The following is a 19125-nucleotide window of genomic DNA, read 5'->3' on the forward strand; positions in this document are numbered from 1 at the left end:
CGTTGCACGCCTGCAACAAAGGACTTATGCCCCGAGATACACCATATTGTGAAAAATCATGCGCCCGTGGCAGGGCATTTCCCATGTGCGTTCAAATAGCCCCATGACGCTCATGATCGACTCAGTTCTGACCGCGGCAGATTCGGCGTTGCGCACGCTTTTTGCCCGCCCCCACGCTACCCGGGCGATTCCAGCCCCCTCCCAGGCGCCGGGCGAATTGAGCGAAGCAGAGTGTCGGGAAGCCGGGGCCCTGATGCGCGTGAACCACGTCGGCGAAGTCTGCGCCCAGGCGCTTTACACGGCCCAGGCGGCTGTGGCACGCGATCCGGCGCTGCGCGCTCGCTTCATCGAGGCGGCGCACGAAGAAACCGACCACCTGGCATGGACCCGGCAACGGCTGGATGAACTGGGCGCCCGCCCATCGATCCTGAACCCGCTCTGGTATGCGGGTGCTTTCGGCCTCGGTCTGGTCGCGGGCCGACTGGGAGATCCGCTGAGCCTGGGATTCGTCGCGGAAACCGAACGCCAGGTGGAGGCCCACCTGGACAGCCACCTCGACCGCCTGCCATCTGGAGACAGCGCCTCGAGGGCAGTGGTCGAGCAGATGAAAGTCGACGAAGCCCGCCATGCGTCGCAGGCCGTCGACGCCGGCGCGGCGGAGTTGCCGGCGCCAGCCAAGGCGATGATGCGTGCCGCTTCCCGCGTGATGACCACGCTGGCGCACCGCATCTAGGCTGAGCGGCTCAGGTTTCGATCAGGTCGAAACTGGTGGTGATCTCGGCCGTCTTCGCCAGCATGATGCTGGCGGAGCAATAGGTGTCGTGGCTCAGGGCAATCGCGCGTTCCACGGCGGAGGCCGGGATTCCCTTGCCCGCTACTGTGAAATGCATGTGGATCTTGGTGAAGACCTTGGGATCTTTCTCGGCGCGCTCGCTGGTCAGCTTGACGCTGCAGCGTTCTACACGGTGCCGTCCGCGCTTCAGGATCAGCACCACGTCATAGGCGGTGCACCCACCGGTACCGGCCAGAACGGTCTCCATCGGCCGCGCCGCCAGGTTCTGGCCGCCATTCTCGGGCTTCGCGGCATCGGGGGCGCCGTCCATCATCAGGATGTGGCCGCTGCCCGTCTCGGCAACGAAGCCCATGGCCGATCGCGTGCCGGCATCGCCGGTCCAACTTACTGTGCATTCCATGGTTTTCGGGTTTCCAGGTCTGGGATGCAGGGCAAAATGCACGCCAACATCCATTTGTGTGTGGGAAAAGCATCACTCGCTTGTTGCAACGCAACAAACAGTCGATATACTTTATTTCATTGCGCAAACGTATGCGCACCCAGTTGTCTCCTCCACCCTTCCAATTGGTGGATTTAGCCCCGAGCTGCAAAGCTCGGGGCTTTTTTCTTGCCCGAACGGCCTTGTCCGCCCTGTCACCACTCTAGCTTTCACTCGAAAAGGGCAGTTGCTCTGGCTGCCCTGGCTGTTGCCGGTGTTGCCTCGGCTCAGTCGTCCGTCACGCTGTTTGGTGTGGTCGACGCGTCGATCAGCGGCTACTCGAACACCGCGCGCGACGAACGCGCGACCGTTTTCCCCAACGCTTTCGGCATTCCCGTCTACCTGAACCAAGGTTCGGTCAAGACCAGCCGTCGCGTGCTGGCTAACTCGGGTTACAACTCGAGCCGCATCGGCTTCCGTGGTACGGAAGACCTGGGTGGTGGCCTGGCAGCCAGCTTCTGGCTCGAAGCTCCGATCTCCAATGACGACGGCCAACAAGGTATCGCGACGTTCGCTCGTCGCTCGACCGTGAGCCTGTCGGGCGGTTTCGGTGAAATCCGTCTGGGCCGTGACTACACCCCGACGTTCTGGAACGACACCGTGTTCGACCCGTTCGGCACCAACGGCGTTGGTACCAACCTGATCTCGACGGCTAACGATCAGTTCGGCGGCTTCGGCACCCCCGCAGCTTCGACCGCTCCGTTCACCAACGTCGGCTCGAGCAACTACGTCCGCGCCAGCAACACGATCGGCTACTTCCTGCCGCCGAACCTGGGTGGCTTCTATGGCCAAGTCCAGTACGGCTTTGCCGAGAAGACCAAGTACAGCTCGGGCATCTTCACGCCTGACGTTGCAAACAGCCAGCGCCAAGGCCGTTACATCGGCGGCCGCTTCGGCTACGCAAACGGTCCTCTGGACGTTGCACTGGCTTACGGCAGCAGCACGGTTGGCGACCAGTACTACGTTGGCACGACCACCAAGGTCAACACCCTGAACCTGGGCGCTTCGTATGACTTCGGTCCCGTGAAGCTGTTCGGTGAACTGTCGAAGGCCAAGAACAAGATCGACTACGAAGTGACGCCTCTCCTGGGCGGCCGTCCCGACATCGATCTGACCGGCTACCTGCTCGGCGTGACCGTGCCGGTCGGCGCTGGCCTGATCCGCGCTTCGTGGTCGCACGTCAAGTACGACACGAACCAGCCGTTCAACCCGTTCGTGGTCAACAATGCCGATCCGAAGGCTAACAAGATCGCTCTGGGCTACGTGCACAACCTGTCGAAGCGCACGGCTCTGTACGCAACGATCGCTCGCGTCAGCAACAAGAACGGTGCTGGCCTGACGGTTGGCGGCCCTGGCTTCTACAACAACGCAGCTGGCGCCTTCACCCCGAAGAGCTCCACCGGCTACGACTTCGGTATCCGTCACGCTTTCTAATCTGACGCTGGCGCAAGCCAGCTTCGGTTAAAAAGTCAGAAGCCACTCGGCGCAAGTCGAGTGGCTTTTTTTCGTCTGCCCCCGGCGTGAAGCCCCGGGGAAATCACGATGCGCACCCCCGGGGAACCACCGTGCGGGCACGCACCTTGCACTGCTAGCATGCCCGTTCACTTTGCTTGCTGAATGATCGCCTTTGTACTGCGCCGCCTGATCCAGGCCGTGATCGTGATGATCGCGGTCGCGTTCATCGCCTTCCTTCTTTTTCAATACGTCGGCGACCCTGTCGTGTTCCTTCTGGGCCAGGACGCCAAGCCCGAGCAGATCCGCGAGCTGCGCGCCGCATTGGGGCTAGACCAACCCTTCTTCGTGCAGTTCTGGCACTTTCTCGTGAACGCGGCGCAGGGCGAGTTCGGCCTGAGCCTGCGCCAGGGCGCGAAGGTGTCGCGCCTGATCGGCGAGCGCTTCCCGGCCACGCTCGAGCTTGCGCTCGTGGCGGCGGTGCTGGCGCTCTTCATCGGCATCCCGATGGGCGTGTACACCGCGCTGCGCCGCGGCACCTTCATGAGCCAGGTGTTCATGACCGTCTCGCTGCTAGGCGTGTCGCTGCCCACCTTCCTCATCGGCATCCTGCTGATCCTGGTCTTCGCTGTCACGCTGGGCTGGTTCCCGAGCTTCGGCCGCGGCGAGACAGTGAAGTTCGGCTGGTGGACCAGCGGGCTCTTCAGCGCCGATGGCTGGCAGCACATCGTGCTGCCGGCGGTGACGCTGGCGATCTTCCAGCTGACGCTGATCATGCGGCTGGTGCGCGCCGAGATGCTGGAGGTGCTGCGCACCGACTACATCAAGTTCGCGCGCGCACGGGGCCTTTCGAACCGCGCCATCCATTTCGGCCATGCGCTCAAGAACACGCTGGTGCCGGTGATGACCATCACCGGCCTGCAGCTCGGCGGCCTCATCGCCTTCGCGATCATCACCGAGTCGGTGTTCCAGTGGCCCGGCATGGGCCTGCTCTTCATCCAGGCCGTGACCTTCGCCGACATCCCGGTGATGGCCGCCTACCTGTGCCTCATCGCACTGATCTTCGTGGTGATCAACCTCGTGGTCGACATGCTGTATTTCGTGGTCGATCCGCGCCTGCGCGTGGGCAAGGCGGGAGGACACTGACATGGCCGCAGCAGCCACGCCCATGGTCCCGCGCCTGAAGGCCTCCGGCCGTGCCTTCGCGCACATCGCGAACTTCTACCCCGAGATCGAGGCTTTCCGCCGCGACCTCCATGCCCACCCCGAACTCGGTTTCGAGGAGGTCTACACCTCCGGGCGCGTGCGCGAAGCGCTACGCGCCTGCGGCGTCGACGAGATCCACGAGGGCATCGGCAAGACCGGCGTGGTCGGCGTGATCCGCGGCCGCTCGACGGCCAGCGGCCGCATGATCGGCCTGCGCGCCGACATGGACGCGCTGCCGATGCGCGAGGACAACGACTTCGGCTGGCGCTCCGCCTGCGACGGCCTGATGCACGGCTGCGGCCACGACGGCCACACCGCAATGCTGGTCGGCGCCGCGCGCTACCTCGCCGAGACGCGCAACTTCGACGGCACCGCGGTGCTGATCTTCCAGCCCGGCGAGGAAGGCTTCGCCGGCGCGCGCGTGATGATCGAGGACGGCCTGTTCGACCGCTTCCCGGTCGACGCCGTCTACGCCATGCACAACTGGCCCGCGATGCCGGCCGGCACCGTCGGCATCAACCGCGGCGCGATGATGGCTGCGGCCGACCGCATCACCATCGAGATCAAGGGCAAGGGCGGCCACGGCGCGCACGCCTACCAGACCATCGACCCGGTGATCGTCGCGGCGCACATCATCACCGCGGCGCAAACGATCGTGTCGCGCAACGTGCGCCCGATCGACGCGGCCGTCATCAGCATCTGCGCGATGCAGGCCGGCGACCTCGGCGCGATGAGCGTGGTGCCCGGCGAGGCCACGCTGGTCGGCACCGTGCGCACCTTCAGCTCGCGCGTGCAGGCACAGGTCGAGCAGCGCCTGAACGAGCTGTGCGCGGCCATCGCCTCCGGCTTCGGCGCCACCGCCAGCGTCAGGTACGAGCGCATCTACCCGGCCACCATCAACACCTCGCCGGAGGCGATGTTCGCCGCCGACGTGGCCGAGTCGCTGGTCGGCGCGCGCAATGTCGAGCGCAGCATGGAGCCCAGCATGGGCGCCGAGGACTTCTCCTTCATGCTGCAGAAGAAGGCCGGCGCCTATCTGCGCATCGGCCAGGACGTGCGCGACGGCGCCTACCTCCACAACAGCCGCTACGACTTCAATGACGAGATCCTGCCGCTCGGCGCCGCGCTGCATGCCGGCCTGATCGAGCAGGGCATGCCGCTCGCCGCTACCCGCGGCGCGCAGCCAGGGAAAGCAGCCGCCACCGCGGCGACGTGATTTGTTCGATTCCAACCCGAGGAGTGTTCCCATGAGTTTCATCAAGAAGAATGTGGCCGCGGCCGCCGTTTTGTGCGCCTTGAGCGCCGTCAGCATGGTCGCCGGCGCGCAGACCATCCGCATCGCGAACCAGGGGGATGCGCTATCGCTGGACCCGCACTCGCTGAACGAATCGCTGCAGCTGAGCGTCACCGCCAACGTCTATGAAACCCTCGTGGGTCGCAACAAGGACCTGACCCTTGCCCCGCTGCTGGCCACCAGCTGGAAGCAGACCTCGCCCAACGTCTGGCGCTTCGAACTGCGCAAGGGCGTTGTCTTCCACGACGGCACGCCGTTCACCGCCGATGACGTGGTCTTCAGCTTCGCGCGCGCCCAGGGCGACGGCTCCGACATGCGCGCCACGCTCAGCGACATCAAGGCGGTGCGCAAGGTCGGCGACCTCGCCGTCGAGATCGAGACCAACGGTCCCTTCCCCATCCTGCCCGACGTGATCTCGCTGACGATGATCATGAGCAAGAAATGGTGCGAGGAGAACCAGGCCACCAAGCCGGTCGACCGCCGCAAGGGCATCGAGAACACGGCTTCGTTCAAGGCCAACGGCACCGGCCCGTTCCGCGTGCGCGAGCGCCAGCCGAACGTGCGTACCGTGTTCACGCGCAACGGCACCTACTGGGGCAAGATCGAAGGCAACGCGCAGGAGATCGTCTTCACGCCCATCGCCAACCCCGCCACCCGCGTGGCCGCGCTGGTCTCCGGCGAAGTCGACGTGATGGAGCCGGTGCCGGTGCAGGACATCGCCCGCATCAACGCCGCGCCCAACGCACGCGTGATCACCGGCCCCGAGCTGCGCACCATCTTCCTGGGCATGGACCAGAAGCGCGACGAGCTGCAGTACTCGAACATCAAGGGCAAGAACCCGTTCAAGGACAAGCGCGTCCGCCAGGCCTTCTACCAGGCCATCGACATCGCCGGCATCCAGCGCACCGTGATGCGCGGCGCCTCGCGCCCGACCGCGCTGCTGGTGGGCCCCGGCATCAACGGCTGGAGCGCCGAACAGGACAAGCGCCTGCCCTACGACGTCGATGCCGCCAAGAAGCTGCTGACTGAAGCCGGCTACCCCAACGGTTTCGAGGTGTCGCTGAACTGCCCGAACGACCGCTACGTCAACGACGGTCAGGTCTGCCAGAGCGTGGCCTCCAACCTGGCGAAGATCGGCGTCAAGGTCAACCTGGTCGCCGAGACCAAGGGCACCTACTTCCCGAAGGTGCTGCGCCGCGACACCAGCTTCTACATGCTGGGCTGGACCCCGACGACCTACGACGCGCACAACGCGCTGAGTTCGCTCACCGCCTGCCCCGACGACAAGGGCACCGGCCAGTTCAACCTGGGCGCCTACTGCAACCCCAAGCTCGACGAGCTGACCAAGAAGATCCAGTCGGAAACCGACAAGGCCAAGCGCAACGAGATGATCAAGGAGGCCTTCAAGATCCATGCCGACGACGTGGGCCACCTGCCGCTGCACCAGCAGTCGCTGGCCTGGGGCGTGAGCAAGAAGGTCGAGCTGGTGCAGCTGGCCGACAACTTCATGTACTTCAAGTGGATGAGCATCAAGCCCTGATGCCGCCGGCCGCCGGCTGATCGATCGGACAAGGCGGCCTGTCCATGGGCCCGCTTCTTGCGGGCCCATTCCTTTTTGCTTCACGATGAAAATTAACCCCCACGCTTCCCTTGCTGCGCAAGGTCCGCTGCCCCCCGAGGGGGCCGCTTTTCATCTTGGGGCGGCCCGGCGATGAAGAAGACACTCGCTCGTTGGCTCGACAGCGATGTCGGCTACAGCTTCCGCACATCGCCCGTGGCCATGGCCGCGGCGCTGATCGCGCTGGTCTGCGTGTTCTGCGCGGTGTTCGCCGGCTGGGTCTCGCCTCACAACCCCTTCGACCTCGCCACCCTCGAGCTGGGCGACGCGCGGCTACCGCCCGCATGGAGCGCCGAAGGCTCTTCCAAATACCTGCTGGGCACAGATGACCAGGGCCGGGACATCCTCTCGGCCGTGATCTACGGCGCGCGCATCTCGCTGATCGTCGGCCTCGTGTCGGTGGTGCTGTCGGTGGCCGTCGGCGTGGTGCTGGGCCTGCTAGCCGGCTTCTTCGGCGGCTGGCTCGATTCCTTCCTCATGCGCGTGTGCGACGTGATGCTGTCGTTCCCGCCGATCCTGGTCGCGCTGCTGATCGCTGGCGTCGGGCGCGCGCTCTTTCCGGGGGCGCACGAGTCGCTCGCCTTCGGCGTGCTGATCATCTCCATCTCGCTGACCGGCTGGGTGCAATACGCGCGCACGGTGCGCGGCTCCACGCTGGTGGAGCGCAACAAGGAATACGTGCAGGCGGCGCGCGTGACCGGCGTGGCGCCGCTGCGCATCATGTTGCGCCATGTGCTGCCCAACGTGCTGGGGCCGGTGACGGTGCTCGCCACCATCCAGGTGGCGACGGCGATCATCACCGAGGCCACGCTGTCCTTCCTGGGCGTGGGCGTGCCGCCGACCTCGCCCTCGCTGGGCACGCTCATCAGCATCGGCAACCAGTACCTGTTCTCGGGCGAGTGGTGGATCACGGTGTTTCCGGGCCTGATGCTGGTGCTGATCGCGCTCAGCGTGAACCTGCTGGGCGACTGGCTGCGCGACGCGCTCAACCCCAGGCTCAGATGATCACCCCCAGTCTTCGCGCACTTCGTGTCGCTTCGCCAACCCCCTTGCAGGGGGCAACACCTGCGGCCCGGCAAAGCCGGTTCCGCGGTGTTCCTGATATGTCACCCCGTGGAGTTCGGTGGAAGGTAGCGCCATGAGCCTGTTGCAAGTCAAAGACCTCGTCGTCGAATTCCCCCATCGCCGCGGCACGCTGCGCGCGCTGGACCGCATTTCCTTCGACATCGCGCCCGGTGAAATCCTCGGCGTGGTGGGCGAATCGGGCGCCGGCAAGTCGCTCACGGGCGCGGCCATCATCGGCCTGCTGGAGCCGCCGGGCCGCGTGGCCGGCGGCGAGATCGTGCTGGAGGGCCAGCGTATCGACAACCTCGGCTTCGAGGCGATGCGGCCCATTCGCGGCCGAAAGATCGGCGCGATCTTCCAGGACCCGCTGACCTCGCTGAACCCGCTCTATACCGTGGGCCGCCAGCTGGTGGAAACCATCCGCGCACACCTGCCGGTGACCGAGGCCGAGGCGCGCAAGCGGGCCATCGGCCTGCTGCAGGACACCGGCATCCCGGCCGCCGAGCAGCGCATCGACCACTTCCCGCACCAGTTCTCCGGCGGCATGCGCCAGCGCGTGGTGATCGCGCTTGCGCTCGCGGCCGAGCCCAAGCTCATCGTGGCCGACGAGCCGACCACCGCGCTCGACGTGTCGATCCAGGCGCAGATCATCCAGCTGCTCAAGCAGGTCTGCAAGGAACGCGGCGCGGCGGTGATGCTGATCACGCACGACATGGGCGTGATCGCCGAGACCTGCGATCGCGTGGCCGTGATGTATGCCGGGCGGATCGCCGAGATCGGTCCGGTGCACGAAGTCATCCACCAGCCCGCGCACCCCTACACATCGGGCCTGATGGGCTCGATTCCCGACATGACCAGCGACCGCGAGCGCCTCAACCAGATCGACGGCGCGATGCCGCGGCTCAATGCCATCCCGGCCGGCTGCGCCTACAACCCGCGCTGCCCGCGCACCTTCGCACGCTGCCTGGTGGAGCGGCCCGAGCTCATGCATGCCGGCGCCACTCGCGCCGCCTGCTGGCTGCACGACGCCGCCGATCCGCATGCAGGCCAGGCCGAGATCGCCGCGAGGCACCACGACGCGATGGCGGCCGGCGAGCGCGCCACGCCCGAAGCGGCCGAGACCATCGTGGAGGTGACGCGATGAGCGCTGTAGTGAACGAGCCGCTCGTCGTTGCCCACGACCTCGCGCGCACCTTCGACGTGTCGCCGCCCTGGCTCAACCGCGTGCTCGAACGCAAGCCGCGCGTGCTGCTGCACGCGGTGGACGGCGTGAGCTTTTCCATCGAGCGCGGCAAGACGCTGGCGCTGGTGGGCGAATCGGGCTGCGGCAAGAGCACCGTGGCGCGCCTGCTGGTCGGCCTCTACGCGCCCACGCGCGGCGGCCTGAAGTTCGACGGGCAGGACGCGCACGCCGCCTTCAAGACCGCCGAAGGCCGCAAGCTGCGCCGGCGCATCCAGATGATTTTCCAGGACCCGTATGCGAGCCTCAACCCGCGCTGGATCGTGGAAGACATCATCGGCGAGCCGCTGCGCGAGCACGACATCCTCAGCGACAAGGCCGCGCTGCGCGAGCGCGTGGGCGAGCTGCTGAAGTCTGTCGGCCTCTCGCCGCTGGACATGAGCAAGTACCCGCACCAGTTCTCGGGCGGCCAGCGCCAGCGCATCTCCATCGCGCGCGCGCTCGCCACGCAGCCCGAGTTCCTGGTGTGCGACGAGCCCACTTCCGCGCTCGACGTGAGCGTGCAGGCGCAGGTGCTCAACATCATGAAGGACCTGCAGCGCGAGCAGGGCCTGACCTACCTCTTCATCTCGCACAACCTCGCCGTGGTGCGCCACGTGGCCGACCAGGTGGGCGTGATGTACCTGGGCCGGCTGGTCGAGGTGGCGGACAAGCAGGACCTGTTCTCGACCCCGCGCCATCCGTACACGCGCATGCTGCTGGACGCCATCCCGCAGATGAAGCAGACCGGCCGCGCCCGCACCCCGGTGCAGGGCGAGGTCCCGAACCCGCTGAACCCGCCCGCGGGCTGTGCCTTTCATCCGCGCTGCCCGCATGCGAATGCGCGCTGCTCGGCGGAGCGGCCGAAGCTCTCGAGCATCGGGGGCGTGCAGGTGGCCTGCCACGCGGTGGAAGAAGGGCGGCTGTGAGCGGGGCCGCCGTGATCGGCTGGCCTGAACACTTTCCGTATCGCCCGCACCTGCGTTTCTGCTCGCTGGGCAACGAGAACGTCGCGGAGGTCATGCAGAGCTTCCGCCTCGCCTGCGAGCGGCTCGGCTTCACCACCAGCGTCGAGGGGGTGCCGAGCGTCGACAACGCCGACATCAACCTGTTCTTCTTCGCGATGGGGCTTTCGCTGCCATCCGACGAGGAACTGCCGCCCAACGCCATCGTCGTCAACTTCGAGCCTGCGCTGCCCCAGTTGCTGGAGCGCATGCCCGGCTACCGGCGCCTGCTCGAGCGCGCCTACGTGTGGGAATACAGCCTGGAGAACATGGCGCATCACCGGGCGCTGGGCATCTTCAGGTCCGACTACGTGCCGCTGAGCTTCGAGCCCCTGGCGACGCCGCTGGTGCCGGAGGCCCAAGTGCTGGACGACGCGCAGCAGGACATCGACGTCATCTTCTTCGGCGAAACCACGCCCCGGCGCCTGCAGGTGCTGGAAGCGCTGAAGTCCGCCGGGCTGCGCGTGGCCCATCCCTTCGGCACGCCATGGACGCCCGCGCAGCGCGATGCCCTGCTGCCGCGCGCCAAGGTCGGCCTGAACATGCGCAAGGACGACAGCACGGCCACAGCCGAGCTGCCGCGCCTGTCGATCCTGCTTCGCCATCGCAAGGCGGTGGTGTCCGAGCTGTATCCGCATTCGGAGATTCCTGCCGTGCTCAGGAGTGCGGTCGAAGGATGTGCGAAGGAAGAACTCGTCGTTCGGGTGCGCGCGCTGGTGGCCGATGCCCCGCGGCGGCGCGAGCTGGAAAGGGCTGGTCCGCGGGCGCTGGAAAGCCTGCCACCGCAGCACACGATCCTGGCTGGCACGATGCGCCGTTACCTCGCTGCCACGTCACAGCGGCTGGCGAGCCGCCGGGCGGTGGCGGCGACCGAACACGTTTCGCGGGTGTCGGTCCTGATGGTCACCCGCAACGATGCGGCCCATGTGGCGGACGCGCTCGATTCGATCGCAGCACAGACACTGGCTCCTCATCGCATCGTCGTGGTCGACGATGCTTCGTCTGACGGCACGGTGGCCGTGATTCGCGAGCGGATGAACTCCGATCCGCGCCTCGCAGGGCTTCGGCTGCTGCAGGCCCCCGAGCCGATGGGCCGGGCGGCGGCCGCGCAATGGGGCCTGTCGCAGGCAGAGGGCGACTGGCTCGCCCTCTGGTCTCCCGACGTGCGCGCGGAAGCGAACCGGTTGCAGGTGCAAGCCGCGTTCCTTCAGGGCTCGCCGGCCGTTGGCGCAATGGGGGCCTGGCAATCCTCCGGGGATGCCGGAATCCGGCGCCTGCCGGAGATGCACGGGCATATCCTGGCTGGCCTGCTGGCGCATATGCCATGCGAGCAGCCCTTGCAGATGGGCAGCCTGATGTTCTCGCTGCTCCGCATCAGGCAGCTTGGCCTGGGCTTCGATGCCACCTTCGGCCGCTTCGCATGGATGGGCCTGCTGATTGCGCTCGTCGCCGACGGTGCCCTGCTGGCCAACCTGGACGTCGTGCTGGGGCGGGAACGGGGCATCGCGCCGGAAGCCCCGACCGAAGCCGACGTCGTCGCGCTCTTCCACGTCCGTGAACGGCTGCTGCCGCTGATCTTTCCGGGCCTCCCATCGGCCGATGCCCGCAGGCTCGCACGCCTCTACGGCCAGCATTGGGCGCCCGACGCATCCGACGCCACGGCCCTGCTGCGGGAGATGGCGTCGGCCTGCGAGCGGCATGGGGACGTCCATGTCGTGACCGCGCTGCGCCGCGAATGCCTGCGCGTGCTCGATGTGTACGCCGCGAACGGGCGCCTCCCGCCGGGCTATGTCGACGAACTGATGCGCGAACCGCTGCTGCGCGATTTCCTGGCGCCGCTGGGGGAGCGCATCCTGGCCTTCGCGCCCGCGGAGAGTCCACCGGTTTCATGAAAAAAGTGTGCGCAAAGGCACCGCCTCGCGCGCGGAACTGTTGCAGAGTGCCGCCATGCCACTGACGACGACTCTCGCAACCTCCGAACCGGGCCGCCGCGGCTTCCTGATGGGCACCGCGCTCGGTGCGACCGCGGTGCTGGCTTCGCTGGCCTGCAGCGTGCAGGCCGCGGGCACGGCCGGGCGCCGCATGCCGGTGATTTTCATCGGCCACGGCTCGCCGATGAACGCCATCACCGACAACGCCTTCACGCGCCGGCTGGCGGCGTGGGGCAGGGAGCTGCCGCGGCCGTCGGCGATCCTCAGCGTGTCGGCGCACTGGCTCAGCCGGGGCGCCACCGGGGTCGGCGTGCAGGAGCGGCCGAAGACGATCCACGACTTCGGTGGTTTTCCCCAGGCACTGTTCGACATCGAGTACCCCGCACCAGGTCATCCAGGGCTCGCCCGCGAGACCGTCGGGGTGGTGAAGCAGGCGCCGGTCATCGCCACCGACCAGTGGGGCCTGGACCACGGCACGTGGACGGTGCTGAAGTACCTCTACCCCAAGGCCGACATCCCGGTGTTCCAGCTCAGCATCGACTACGACAAGCCGGCCGCGTTCCACTATGCGGTCGGGCGCGACCTGGCCGCGTTGCGCGACAAGGGCGTGCTGGTGATGGGCAGCGGCAACGTGGTTCACAACCTGCGCGCCACCGACCGTGGCACGCCGGACGGCCTGCGCGCGAGCCGTCCGTGGGCGCAGTCTTTCGACGATGCGGTGAAGTCGGCGCTCGCGGGCCGGGACGACCGGGCGCTGATTGACTACGCGAAGCTCGAAGGAGCAGCCACCGCCGTGGCGATGCCCGATCACTACTACCCGTTCCTCTACGCGCTGGGCGCCGCCGGAAGCAGCGAGCGCGCGAAGACGGCCTACGAGGGGTTCCAGTCGGGCACGCTCAGCATGCGTTGCCTGCAGTTCGGCTGAGCGGCCCCGGGGCGGCCAGGGCTTACTGTTCCTCGCCCCAGGAGAAGCCGTCGCGCGCGATCATCGCGCTCGATGCGCTCGGGCCCCAGGTACCGGCCGCATAGGGGCGCGGGCCGCCGTCCGACTCCCAGCTCTCGAGCAGCGGTTCGACCCAGCGCCATGCCTCTTCCTGCTCGTCGCTGCGCACGAACAGGTTGAGCCGGCCGTCGATCACGTCCAGCAGCAGCCGCTCGTAGGCGCCCACGCGCTCGGAGCCGAAGCGCTTGTCGAAGTCGAGGTCGAGCTGCACCGGCGCCAACTGGGCGGCCGAGCCCTGGTTGCCGTTGCTGCGCTGGCGGTTGTCCTGCGCCTGCGCGAGCATGTGCAGCTCCAGCCCGTCCTTGGGCTGCAGGTTGATCACCAGCTTGTTGACGTTGCCGGCCGGTGCGCGGTAGATGGCGTGCGGCGTAGGCCTGAAGTTGACCTCGATGCGCGCGTCGCGCGAGGCCAGGCGCTTGCCGGTGCGGATGTAGAAGGGCACGCCGGCCCAGCGCCAGTTGGCGATTTCGGTGCGCAGCGCCACGAAGGTCTCGGTGCGGCTGTCGGGATTCACGCCCGGCTCGTCGCGGTAGCCGGGCACGCGCTCGCCGTAGGCCGTGCCGGCCGTGTACTGGCCGCGCACCGCGTGCAGGCCCAGGCTCTCGGGCGTCCAGGGCTTGAGCGCGCGCAGCACCTTGAGCTTCTCGTCGCGGATGGCGTCGGCGTGCGAGTTGATGGGCGGCTCCATGCCGATCGCGCACAGCAGCTGCAGCGCGTGGTTCTGAACCATGTCGCGCAGGGCACCGGTCTGGTCGTAGAAGGCGCCGCGCTTTTCCACGCCCAGGTCTTCGGCGATGGTGATCTGGATGTTGGCGATGTGCTCGCGGCGCCAGATGGGCTCGAACAGCGCATTGCCGAAGCGCATGGCGAAGAGGTTCTGCACCGAGGGCTTGCCGAGGTAGTGGTCGATGCGAAAGACCTGCTTCTCCTCGAGCACCTTGCCCACGGCGGAGTTGATGGCGCGGTTGGACGCCAGGTCGTGGCCCAGCGGCTTCTCCAGCACGATGCGGGTGCGCGGGCCGTTCAGGCCGGCCGCGGCGATCTGCTCGACCACCTGGGTGAAGAGCGCCGGGGCGGTGGCCACGTACATCACGACCGTCTTGGCGTCGCGCTGCTTGAGCAGGTCGGCCAGGCGGGCGTAGTCGTCGGGCTTGGAGAGGTCCATGCGCAGGTAGTGCAGCATGGAGGCGAACTTCCTGAACTCCTCGGGCGAGGGCCGCTTGGCGCCTTCGACGGCGCTGAAGCGCGACTGGATCAGCTCCCGGTACTGGTCGTCCGACAGGTCGTCCCGCGCCACGCCGACGATGCGTCCGTCGGGTGGCAGGCTGCCGTGGCGGAATGCCTGGAACAGCGCGGGCATGAGCTTGCGCCACGCGAGATCGCCAGTACCGCCGAACAGAACGAGATCGAAGCTCATGAGAAAACTTTCCTTCCTTGTCTGAATGCCTGGCCAGGCCGCCCCGGTCGCGACTCCTCGTCGCAAAGGCGACTGCGCCACCCGCGATGGTACTTGTACGGATTCGCGAAGCCTGTACAAAAGCTACGCTGCCCGATGGCCGCGAGGCCTTTTTTTATTGCTCAGAGGAAGAGAGACCAGATGAACAAGAACAAGTTTCTTGCCGCGGCAGCGCTGCTGGGCCTGTCGGCCACGGCTTCGGCCCAGACCGTCAACGTGATCTGCTCGGTCCAGGCCGAATGGTGCAGCGTGATCTCCACGGTCTACGCCCGCACCACCGGCGTGCGCATCAACATGGCGCTCAAGGGCTCGGGCGAGGCGCTGGCCCAGCTGATCGCCGAGAAGGACAACCCCAAGACCGACGTCTGGTTCGGCGGCACCGGCGACCCGCATCTGCAGGCGGCCGAGCAGGGGCTCACGCTCGAATACAAGTCGCCCACGCTGCCGCAGCTGCACCCCTGGGCGCAGCAGCAGGCCAAGCAGTCGGGCTACAAGACGGTGGGCATCTACTCGGGTCCGCTGGGCTTCGGCTACAACCCCGAGCTGCTGGCCAAGAAGAAGCTTCCCGTGCCCAAGACCTGGGCCGACCTGCTCAAGCCCGAGTACAAGGGCGACATCCAGGTGGCCAACCCGGCCTCCAGCGGCACGGCCTACACCATGATCGCCACGCTGGTGCAGCTCATGGGCGAGGACAAGGCCTTCGACTACCTCAAGGCGCTGCACAAGAACGTCGGCCAGTACACCCGCTCGGGCACCGGCCCGATCAAGGCGGTGGCGCGCGGCGAGACGGCCGTGTCCATCAGCTTCGTGCATGACGGCCCGGGCGAGAAGATGCAGGGCTTCCCGGTCGAGACCATCACCCCGAGCGACGGCACCGGCGCCGAGATCGGCTCCATGAGCATCGTCAAGGGCGCGCGCAACCTCGACGCCGCCAAGAAGTTCTACGAATGGGCGCTCACGCCCGCCGCGCAGGAGCTGGGCGCCGCCAACAAGCAGTTCCAGCTGCCGAGCAACGTGAACGCCAAGCTCGATCCGCGCATTCCCGACTTCAAGAAGATCAAGTTCATCAACTACGACTACGCCAAGTACGGCGCCAGCGCCGAGCGCCGCCGCCTGATCGCGCGCTGGGAGAAGGAAGTCAACTCGCTGCCGCGCTAAGTGAAAGCGGGTGCTATCGACGCGGGCGCGCCGGCCAATCCGGCATCGCTCGCCGCGGCCCGGCGCTCGCAGCGCTGGGTTCGGGCGTGGATCGCTCTGGGCTTCGCGGCCTACCTGCTGCTGCCCTGGTATGCGATCCAGGATTCGACCTGGTACGAGGCCGTTCCGCAGGTCTTCGGCCAGGGGGAGGGCGCCAACGGGCTGATGCAGGCCGCCACGCAGGGCCGCGTCTGGCTCTTCGTGGGCCTGGCCGGCCTGCTGCTGTGCGCCGTGGGCGCGTGGCTTCCGGCCGGCAGGACGCAGGGGCGCTGGCTGCTGGCCGGCGGCCTGATCGGCGCGCTGGGGCTCGCCGCTACCGGCTTCACCATCGGCGCGCGCGGCTGGAGCGTGGCCGTGCTCAACGCGCAGTTCGGCGAGCTGGCGGTCAACCAGTTCGGCCTCGGCGCGGGCGGCTTCGTGGCGCTCACGGCGCTGGTGCTGCTGGCGGCCTTCGGCATCGCGCGGCTGGGGCTCTTCAAGGGCGACCTGTTCGTGTCCGCCGCGGTGGTCGGCTGCGGCGTGCTGATGGCGCTTTTCATCGCCTATCCGGTGAGCAAGGCGCTGTCGGGCGCTTTCTTCGATGAAGATGGGCAATGGTCGGCCGCCGCCTTCTTCGCTCGCGTGTTCACCGAGCGCATCTGGGGGCTGGGCTGCCTTGCGGGCGGCGTGCGTTGTGGCGTGGCCTGGAACACGCTGGTGCTTGCGCTGCTCACGGCCGCCGGAACCACCTTCCTCGGCACGCTGATGGCGCTGATGGCCGAGCGCGGCAGCAAGCGCGGGCAGGGCGCGCTGCGGGTGCTGGCGCTGCTGCCGATCATCACGCCGCCCTTTGTTGTGGGGCTGGGTTTGATCCTGCTCTTCGGCCGCGCGGGCATCGTCAACCAGGTGCTGGAGAGCGCCTTCGGCATCGAGCCCACGCGCTGGTTCTACGGCATGCCGGGCGTGCTGGTGGCGCAGCTCTTCGCCTTCACGCCCATCGCCTTCATGATCATGCGCGGCGTGGTGCAGGGCATCGCGCCCAGCCTGGAGGAGGCCGCGCAGATGCTGCGCGCCGACCGCCGCCGGGCCTTCTTCACCATCACGCTGCCGCTGCTGAAGCCCGGGCTGGCCAACGCCTTCCTGGTGGGCTTCATCGAGAGCATCGCCGACTTCGGCAACCCGGTGGTGGTGGGCGGGCAGTTCTCGGTGCTGTCGACCGACATCTTCTTCGCCATCGTCGGCGCGCAGTACGACCAGGGCCGCGCGGCCTCGCTGGCCTGGGTGCTCACGCTCTTTGCGCTCGGCGTTTTCGCGCTGCAGCGCGGCCTTCTGGGCAAGCAGAACTACACCACCGTCAGCGGCAAGGGCGATGCCGGCATTCCGATGGCGCTGCCCGACGGCGTGCGCCGCACCATCCTTTGCATCGCCGGGCCGTGGATCGCGTTCACCGCCGTGGTCTACCTGTTCGCCTTCGCCGGCGGCTTCGTGCAGACCTGGGGGCGCGACTACACCTTCACGCTGAACCACTTCAGGACGGCGTTCTCGCTCGAATGGGGGCAGTTCGGGCTGGTGTGGGCGGGTACCGCATGGAACTCGCTGCTCACCACGCTCAAGCTGGCGGGCATCTCGGCGCCGATCACTGCCGCGCTGGGCCTGCTCATAGCGTGGCTGCTGGCGCGCAACGAGTTCAGGGGGCAGGGCCTCTTCGAGTTCGGCGCGCTGCTGGCCTTCGCGATTCCGGGCACGGTGTTGGGCGTGAGCTACATCCTGGCCTTCAATGTGCCGCCCTTCGAGCTCACCGGCACCGGGCTGATCATCGTGCTGTGCTTCATGTTCCGGAACCTGCCGGTGGGCGTGCGCGCCGGCACGGCGGCCTTCAAGCAGCTCGACCGCTCGCTGGACGAGGCTTCGCTGATGCTGCGCGCATCGACCTCGCAGACGCTCTTCCGGGTGGTGCTGCCGCTGCTGAAGCCGGCGCTGGTGGCCGCGCTGGTCTACAGCTTCGTGCGCGCGATGACGACGGTGAGTGCGGTGATCTTCCTGGTCACGGCCGAGAACGAGCTCGCCACCACCTACATCATCGGCCGCGTGGGCAACGGCGACTACGGCATCGCGCTGGCGTACTGCACGGTGCTGATGATCCTGATGTCGCTGGCCATCGCGCTGGTGCAATGGGTGGTCGGCGAGCGCAGGCTGGGACGGCGCGGCACCGCGCCGGTGTTGACCCAGTGAATACGGGCAGTCGAACGCAGAGGTCGCAGAAGTTGCGCAGAAGTCGCGAAAGGAACATCCAGAAATTTCCTTTGGTTTTCTTTTGCGACTTCTGCGCAATCTTCGCGACTTCTGCGTTCTGAAATTTGAGGTTCTGACTTCATGAGCAACGGCATCGAATTCCGCAACGTCACCAAGCGCTACGGCAGCGACAAGAACGCGCCGCTGGCCGTCAAGGGCATCAGCTTCGAGGTGCCGGTGGGCACGCTCACCACCATCCTCGGCCCCTCGGGCTGCGGCAAGACGACCACGCTGCGCATGATCGCGGGGCTCGAGTCGCCCACCTCGGGGTCGATCCTGATGGGCGGGCGCGACGTCACCACGCTGGGGCCGGCCGAGCGCAACGTGAGCATGATGTTCCAGAGCTACGCGCTGTTCCCGCACATGAACGTGATCGAGAACGTGGCCTACGGGCTGCGCATGAGCGGCGTGAAGAAGGAGGAGGCCGCGGCGCGGGCGCGCGAGGCGCTGCGCGGCGTGGGGCTGGTCGGCTTCGACGAGCGGCTGCCCAGCGAGCTCTCGGGCGGCCAGCAGCAGCGGGTGGCGCTGGCGCGCGCACTGGTGCTGGAGCCGGCGGTGCTGCTCTTCGACGAGCCGCTGTCGAACCTCGACGCCCGGCTGCGCCGCGAGATGCGCGAGGAGATCCGAGCGTTGCAGCAGCGGCTGAAGCTGACTGTGGCCTACGTCACGCACGACCAGAGCGAGGCGCTGGCGGTGAGCGACCAGATCATCGTCATGGATCACGGCGTGATCGCCCAGCGCGGCACGCCCGAGCAGCTCTACGGCCGGCCGGAGAGCGAGTTCGTCGCCGGTTTCATGGGCGAGGCGATGGTGTTCCCGGCGGTGGCCGAGGCCGACGGCAGCGTGGCGCTGGGCCCGCTGCGCCTGCAGCCGCGCTACGCGGTGGCGCCCGGCACGGTGAAGGTGGCGGTGCGGCCCGAGGCCTGGCGCATCGGCACTGCCGATATGGGAGGCGGCCTGCCCGCCACGCTGCGCAAGTCGGCCTACCTCGGCAGCTTCTACGAATACGGCTTCGACACCAGTCTGGGGCCGGTCTTCGTGGTGTCGACCGATCTGTCGAGCCCGCTGGCGGCCGGCGCCCAGGCCACCCTGTCCCTGGGAGCCCATGGCGTGAGCGTGGTGCCCGGGGCATGAAACA

General features: G+C 67.4%; 15 protein-coding genes. 13 read left to right on the top strand and 2 right to left on the bottom strand.

Going from position 1 to position 19125, the window contains the following annotated elements; translation table 11 throughout:
* The first annotated feature begins 103 nt into the window (after window positions 1-103).
* Window positions 104-733, top strand: coding sequence for a 2-polyprenyl-3-methyl-6-methoxy-1,4-benzoquinone monooxygenase (gene coq7 / locus ABL843_RS05940; protein ID WP_418119291.1), 630 nt, complete (start codon window positions 104-106; stop codon window positions 731-733).
* A 10-nt stretch (window positions 734-743) separates the two neighbouring features.
* On the opposite strand, the gene ABL843_RS05945 is transcribed toward coq7, so the two are convergent.
* Window positions 744-1193, bottom strand: coding sequence for an OsmC family protein (locus ABL843_RS05945; RefSeq protein ID WP_369662480.1), 450 nt, complete (start codon window positions 1191-1193; stop codon window positions 744-746).
* 270 nt (window positions 1194-1463) lie between these two features.
* Between ABL843_RS05945 and ABL843_RS05950 the strand changes: the two genes are divergently transcribed.
* The 9 genes from ABL843_RS05950 (at window position 1464) to ygiD (ending at window position 12985) form a co-directional block, all read left to right on the top strand.
* The gene (locus ABL843_RS05950) at window positions 1464-2705 is read left to right on the top strand and encodes a porin (protein ID WP_418120440.1); all 1242 of its coding nucleotides are present in this window, start codon (window positions 1464-1466) and stop codon (window positions 2703-2705) included.
* Between the two features lie 183 nt (window positions 2706-2888).
* Window positions 2889-3869, top strand: coding sequence for an ABC transporter permease (locus ABL843_RS05955; protein ID WP_184634997.1), 981 nt, complete (start codon window positions 2889-2891; stop codon window positions 3867-3869).
* A 1-nt stretch (window position 3870) separates the two neighbouring features.
* Entirely contained in the window at window positions 3871-5145 is a 1275-nt protein-coding gene (locus ABL843_RS05960; protein ID WP_418119292.1) for a M20 aminoacylase family protein, read from the top strand.
* Window positions 5146-5176: 31 nt separating this feature from the next.
* Complete coding sequence (locus ABL843_RS05965) at window positions 5177-6763, top strand: ABC transporter substrate-binding protein (RefSeq protein WP_184634999.1); 1587 nt, start codon at window positions 5177-5179, stop codon at window positions 6761-6763.
* Between the two features lie 171 nt (window positions 6764-6934).
* Window positions 6935-7846: an ABC transporter permease gene (locus ABL843_RS05970; RefSeq protein WP_126025693.1), complete on the top strand. Its 912-nt coding sequence runs from the start codon at window positions 6935-6937 to the stop codon at window positions 7844-7846.
* A 133-nt stretch (window positions 7847-7979) separates the two neighbouring features.
* Entirely contained in the window at window positions 7980-9050 is a 1071-nt protein-coding gene (locus tag ABL843_RS05975; RefSeq protein ID WP_126025694.1) for an ABC transporter ATP-binding protein, read from the top strand.
* Window positions 9047-10054, top strand: coding sequence for an ABC transporter ATP-binding protein (locus tag ABL843_RS05980; RefSeq protein ID WP_418119293.1), 1008 nt, complete (start codon window positions 9047-9049; stop codon window positions 10052-10054). The genes ABL843_RS05975 and ABL843_RS05980 overlap by 4 nt, the downstream gene beginning before the upstream one ends.
* A complete protein-coding gene (locus ABL843_RS05985) occupies window positions 10051-12021 on the top strand; it encodes a glycosyltransferase family 2 protein (protein ID WP_418119294.1) in 1971 nt (656 codons plus the stop codon). Before ABL843_RS05980 ends, ABL843_RS05985 begins: the two co-directional genes overlap by 4 nt.
* A 55-nt stretch (window positions 12022-12076) precedes the next feature.
* Window positions 12077-12985 carry a 4,5-DOPA dioxygenase extradiol gene (ygiD, locus tag ABL843_RS05990; RefSeq protein WP_418119295.1) on the top strand — a complete coding sequence of 303 codons (909 nt, stop codon included), beginning with the start codon at window positions 12077-12079 and terminating at the stop codon, window positions 12983-12985.
* 22 nt (window positions 12986-13007) lie between these two features.
* On the opposite strand, the gene zwf is transcribed toward ygiD, so the two are convergent.
* A complete protein-coding gene (zwf, locus tag ABL843_RS05995; RefSeq protein ID WP_418119296.1) occupies window positions 13008-14480 on the bottom strand; it encodes a glucose-6-phosphate dehydrogenase in 1473 nt (490 codons plus the stop codon).
* 180 nt (window positions 14481-14660) lie between these two features.
* Between zwf and ABL843_RS06000 the strand changes: the two genes are divergently transcribed.
* The 3 genes from ABL843_RS06000 (at window position 14661) to ABL843_RS06010 (ending at window position 19121) form a co-directional block, all read left to right on the top strand.
* Complete coding sequence (locus tag ABL843_RS06000) at window positions 14661-15677, top strand: ABC transporter substrate-binding protein (protein WP_126025698.1); 1017 nt, start codon at window positions 14661-14663, stop codon at window positions 15675-15677.
* Window positions 15678-17927 carry an ABC transporter permease gene (locus ABL843_RS06005; RefSeq protein WP_418119297.1) on the top strand — a complete coding sequence of 750 codons (2250 nt, stop codon included), beginning with the start codon at window positions 15678-15680 and terminating at the stop codon, window positions 17925-17927.
* Between the two features lie 141 nt (window positions 17928-18068).
* Window positions 18069-19121 carry an ABC transporter ATP-binding protein gene (locus ABL843_RS06010; protein WP_418119298.1) on the top strand — a complete coding sequence of 351 codons (1053 nt, stop codon included), beginning with the start codon at window positions 18069-18071 and terminating at the stop codon, window positions 19119-19121.
* Window positions 19122-19125 lie beyond the last annotated feature (4 nt).

The organism is Variovorax sp. 350MFTsu5.1 (assembly GCF_048302515.1).
Classification (GTDB): domain Bacteria; phylum Pseudomonadota; class Gammaproteobacteria; order Burkholderiales; family Burkholderiaceae_C; genus Variovorax; species Variovorax guangxiensis.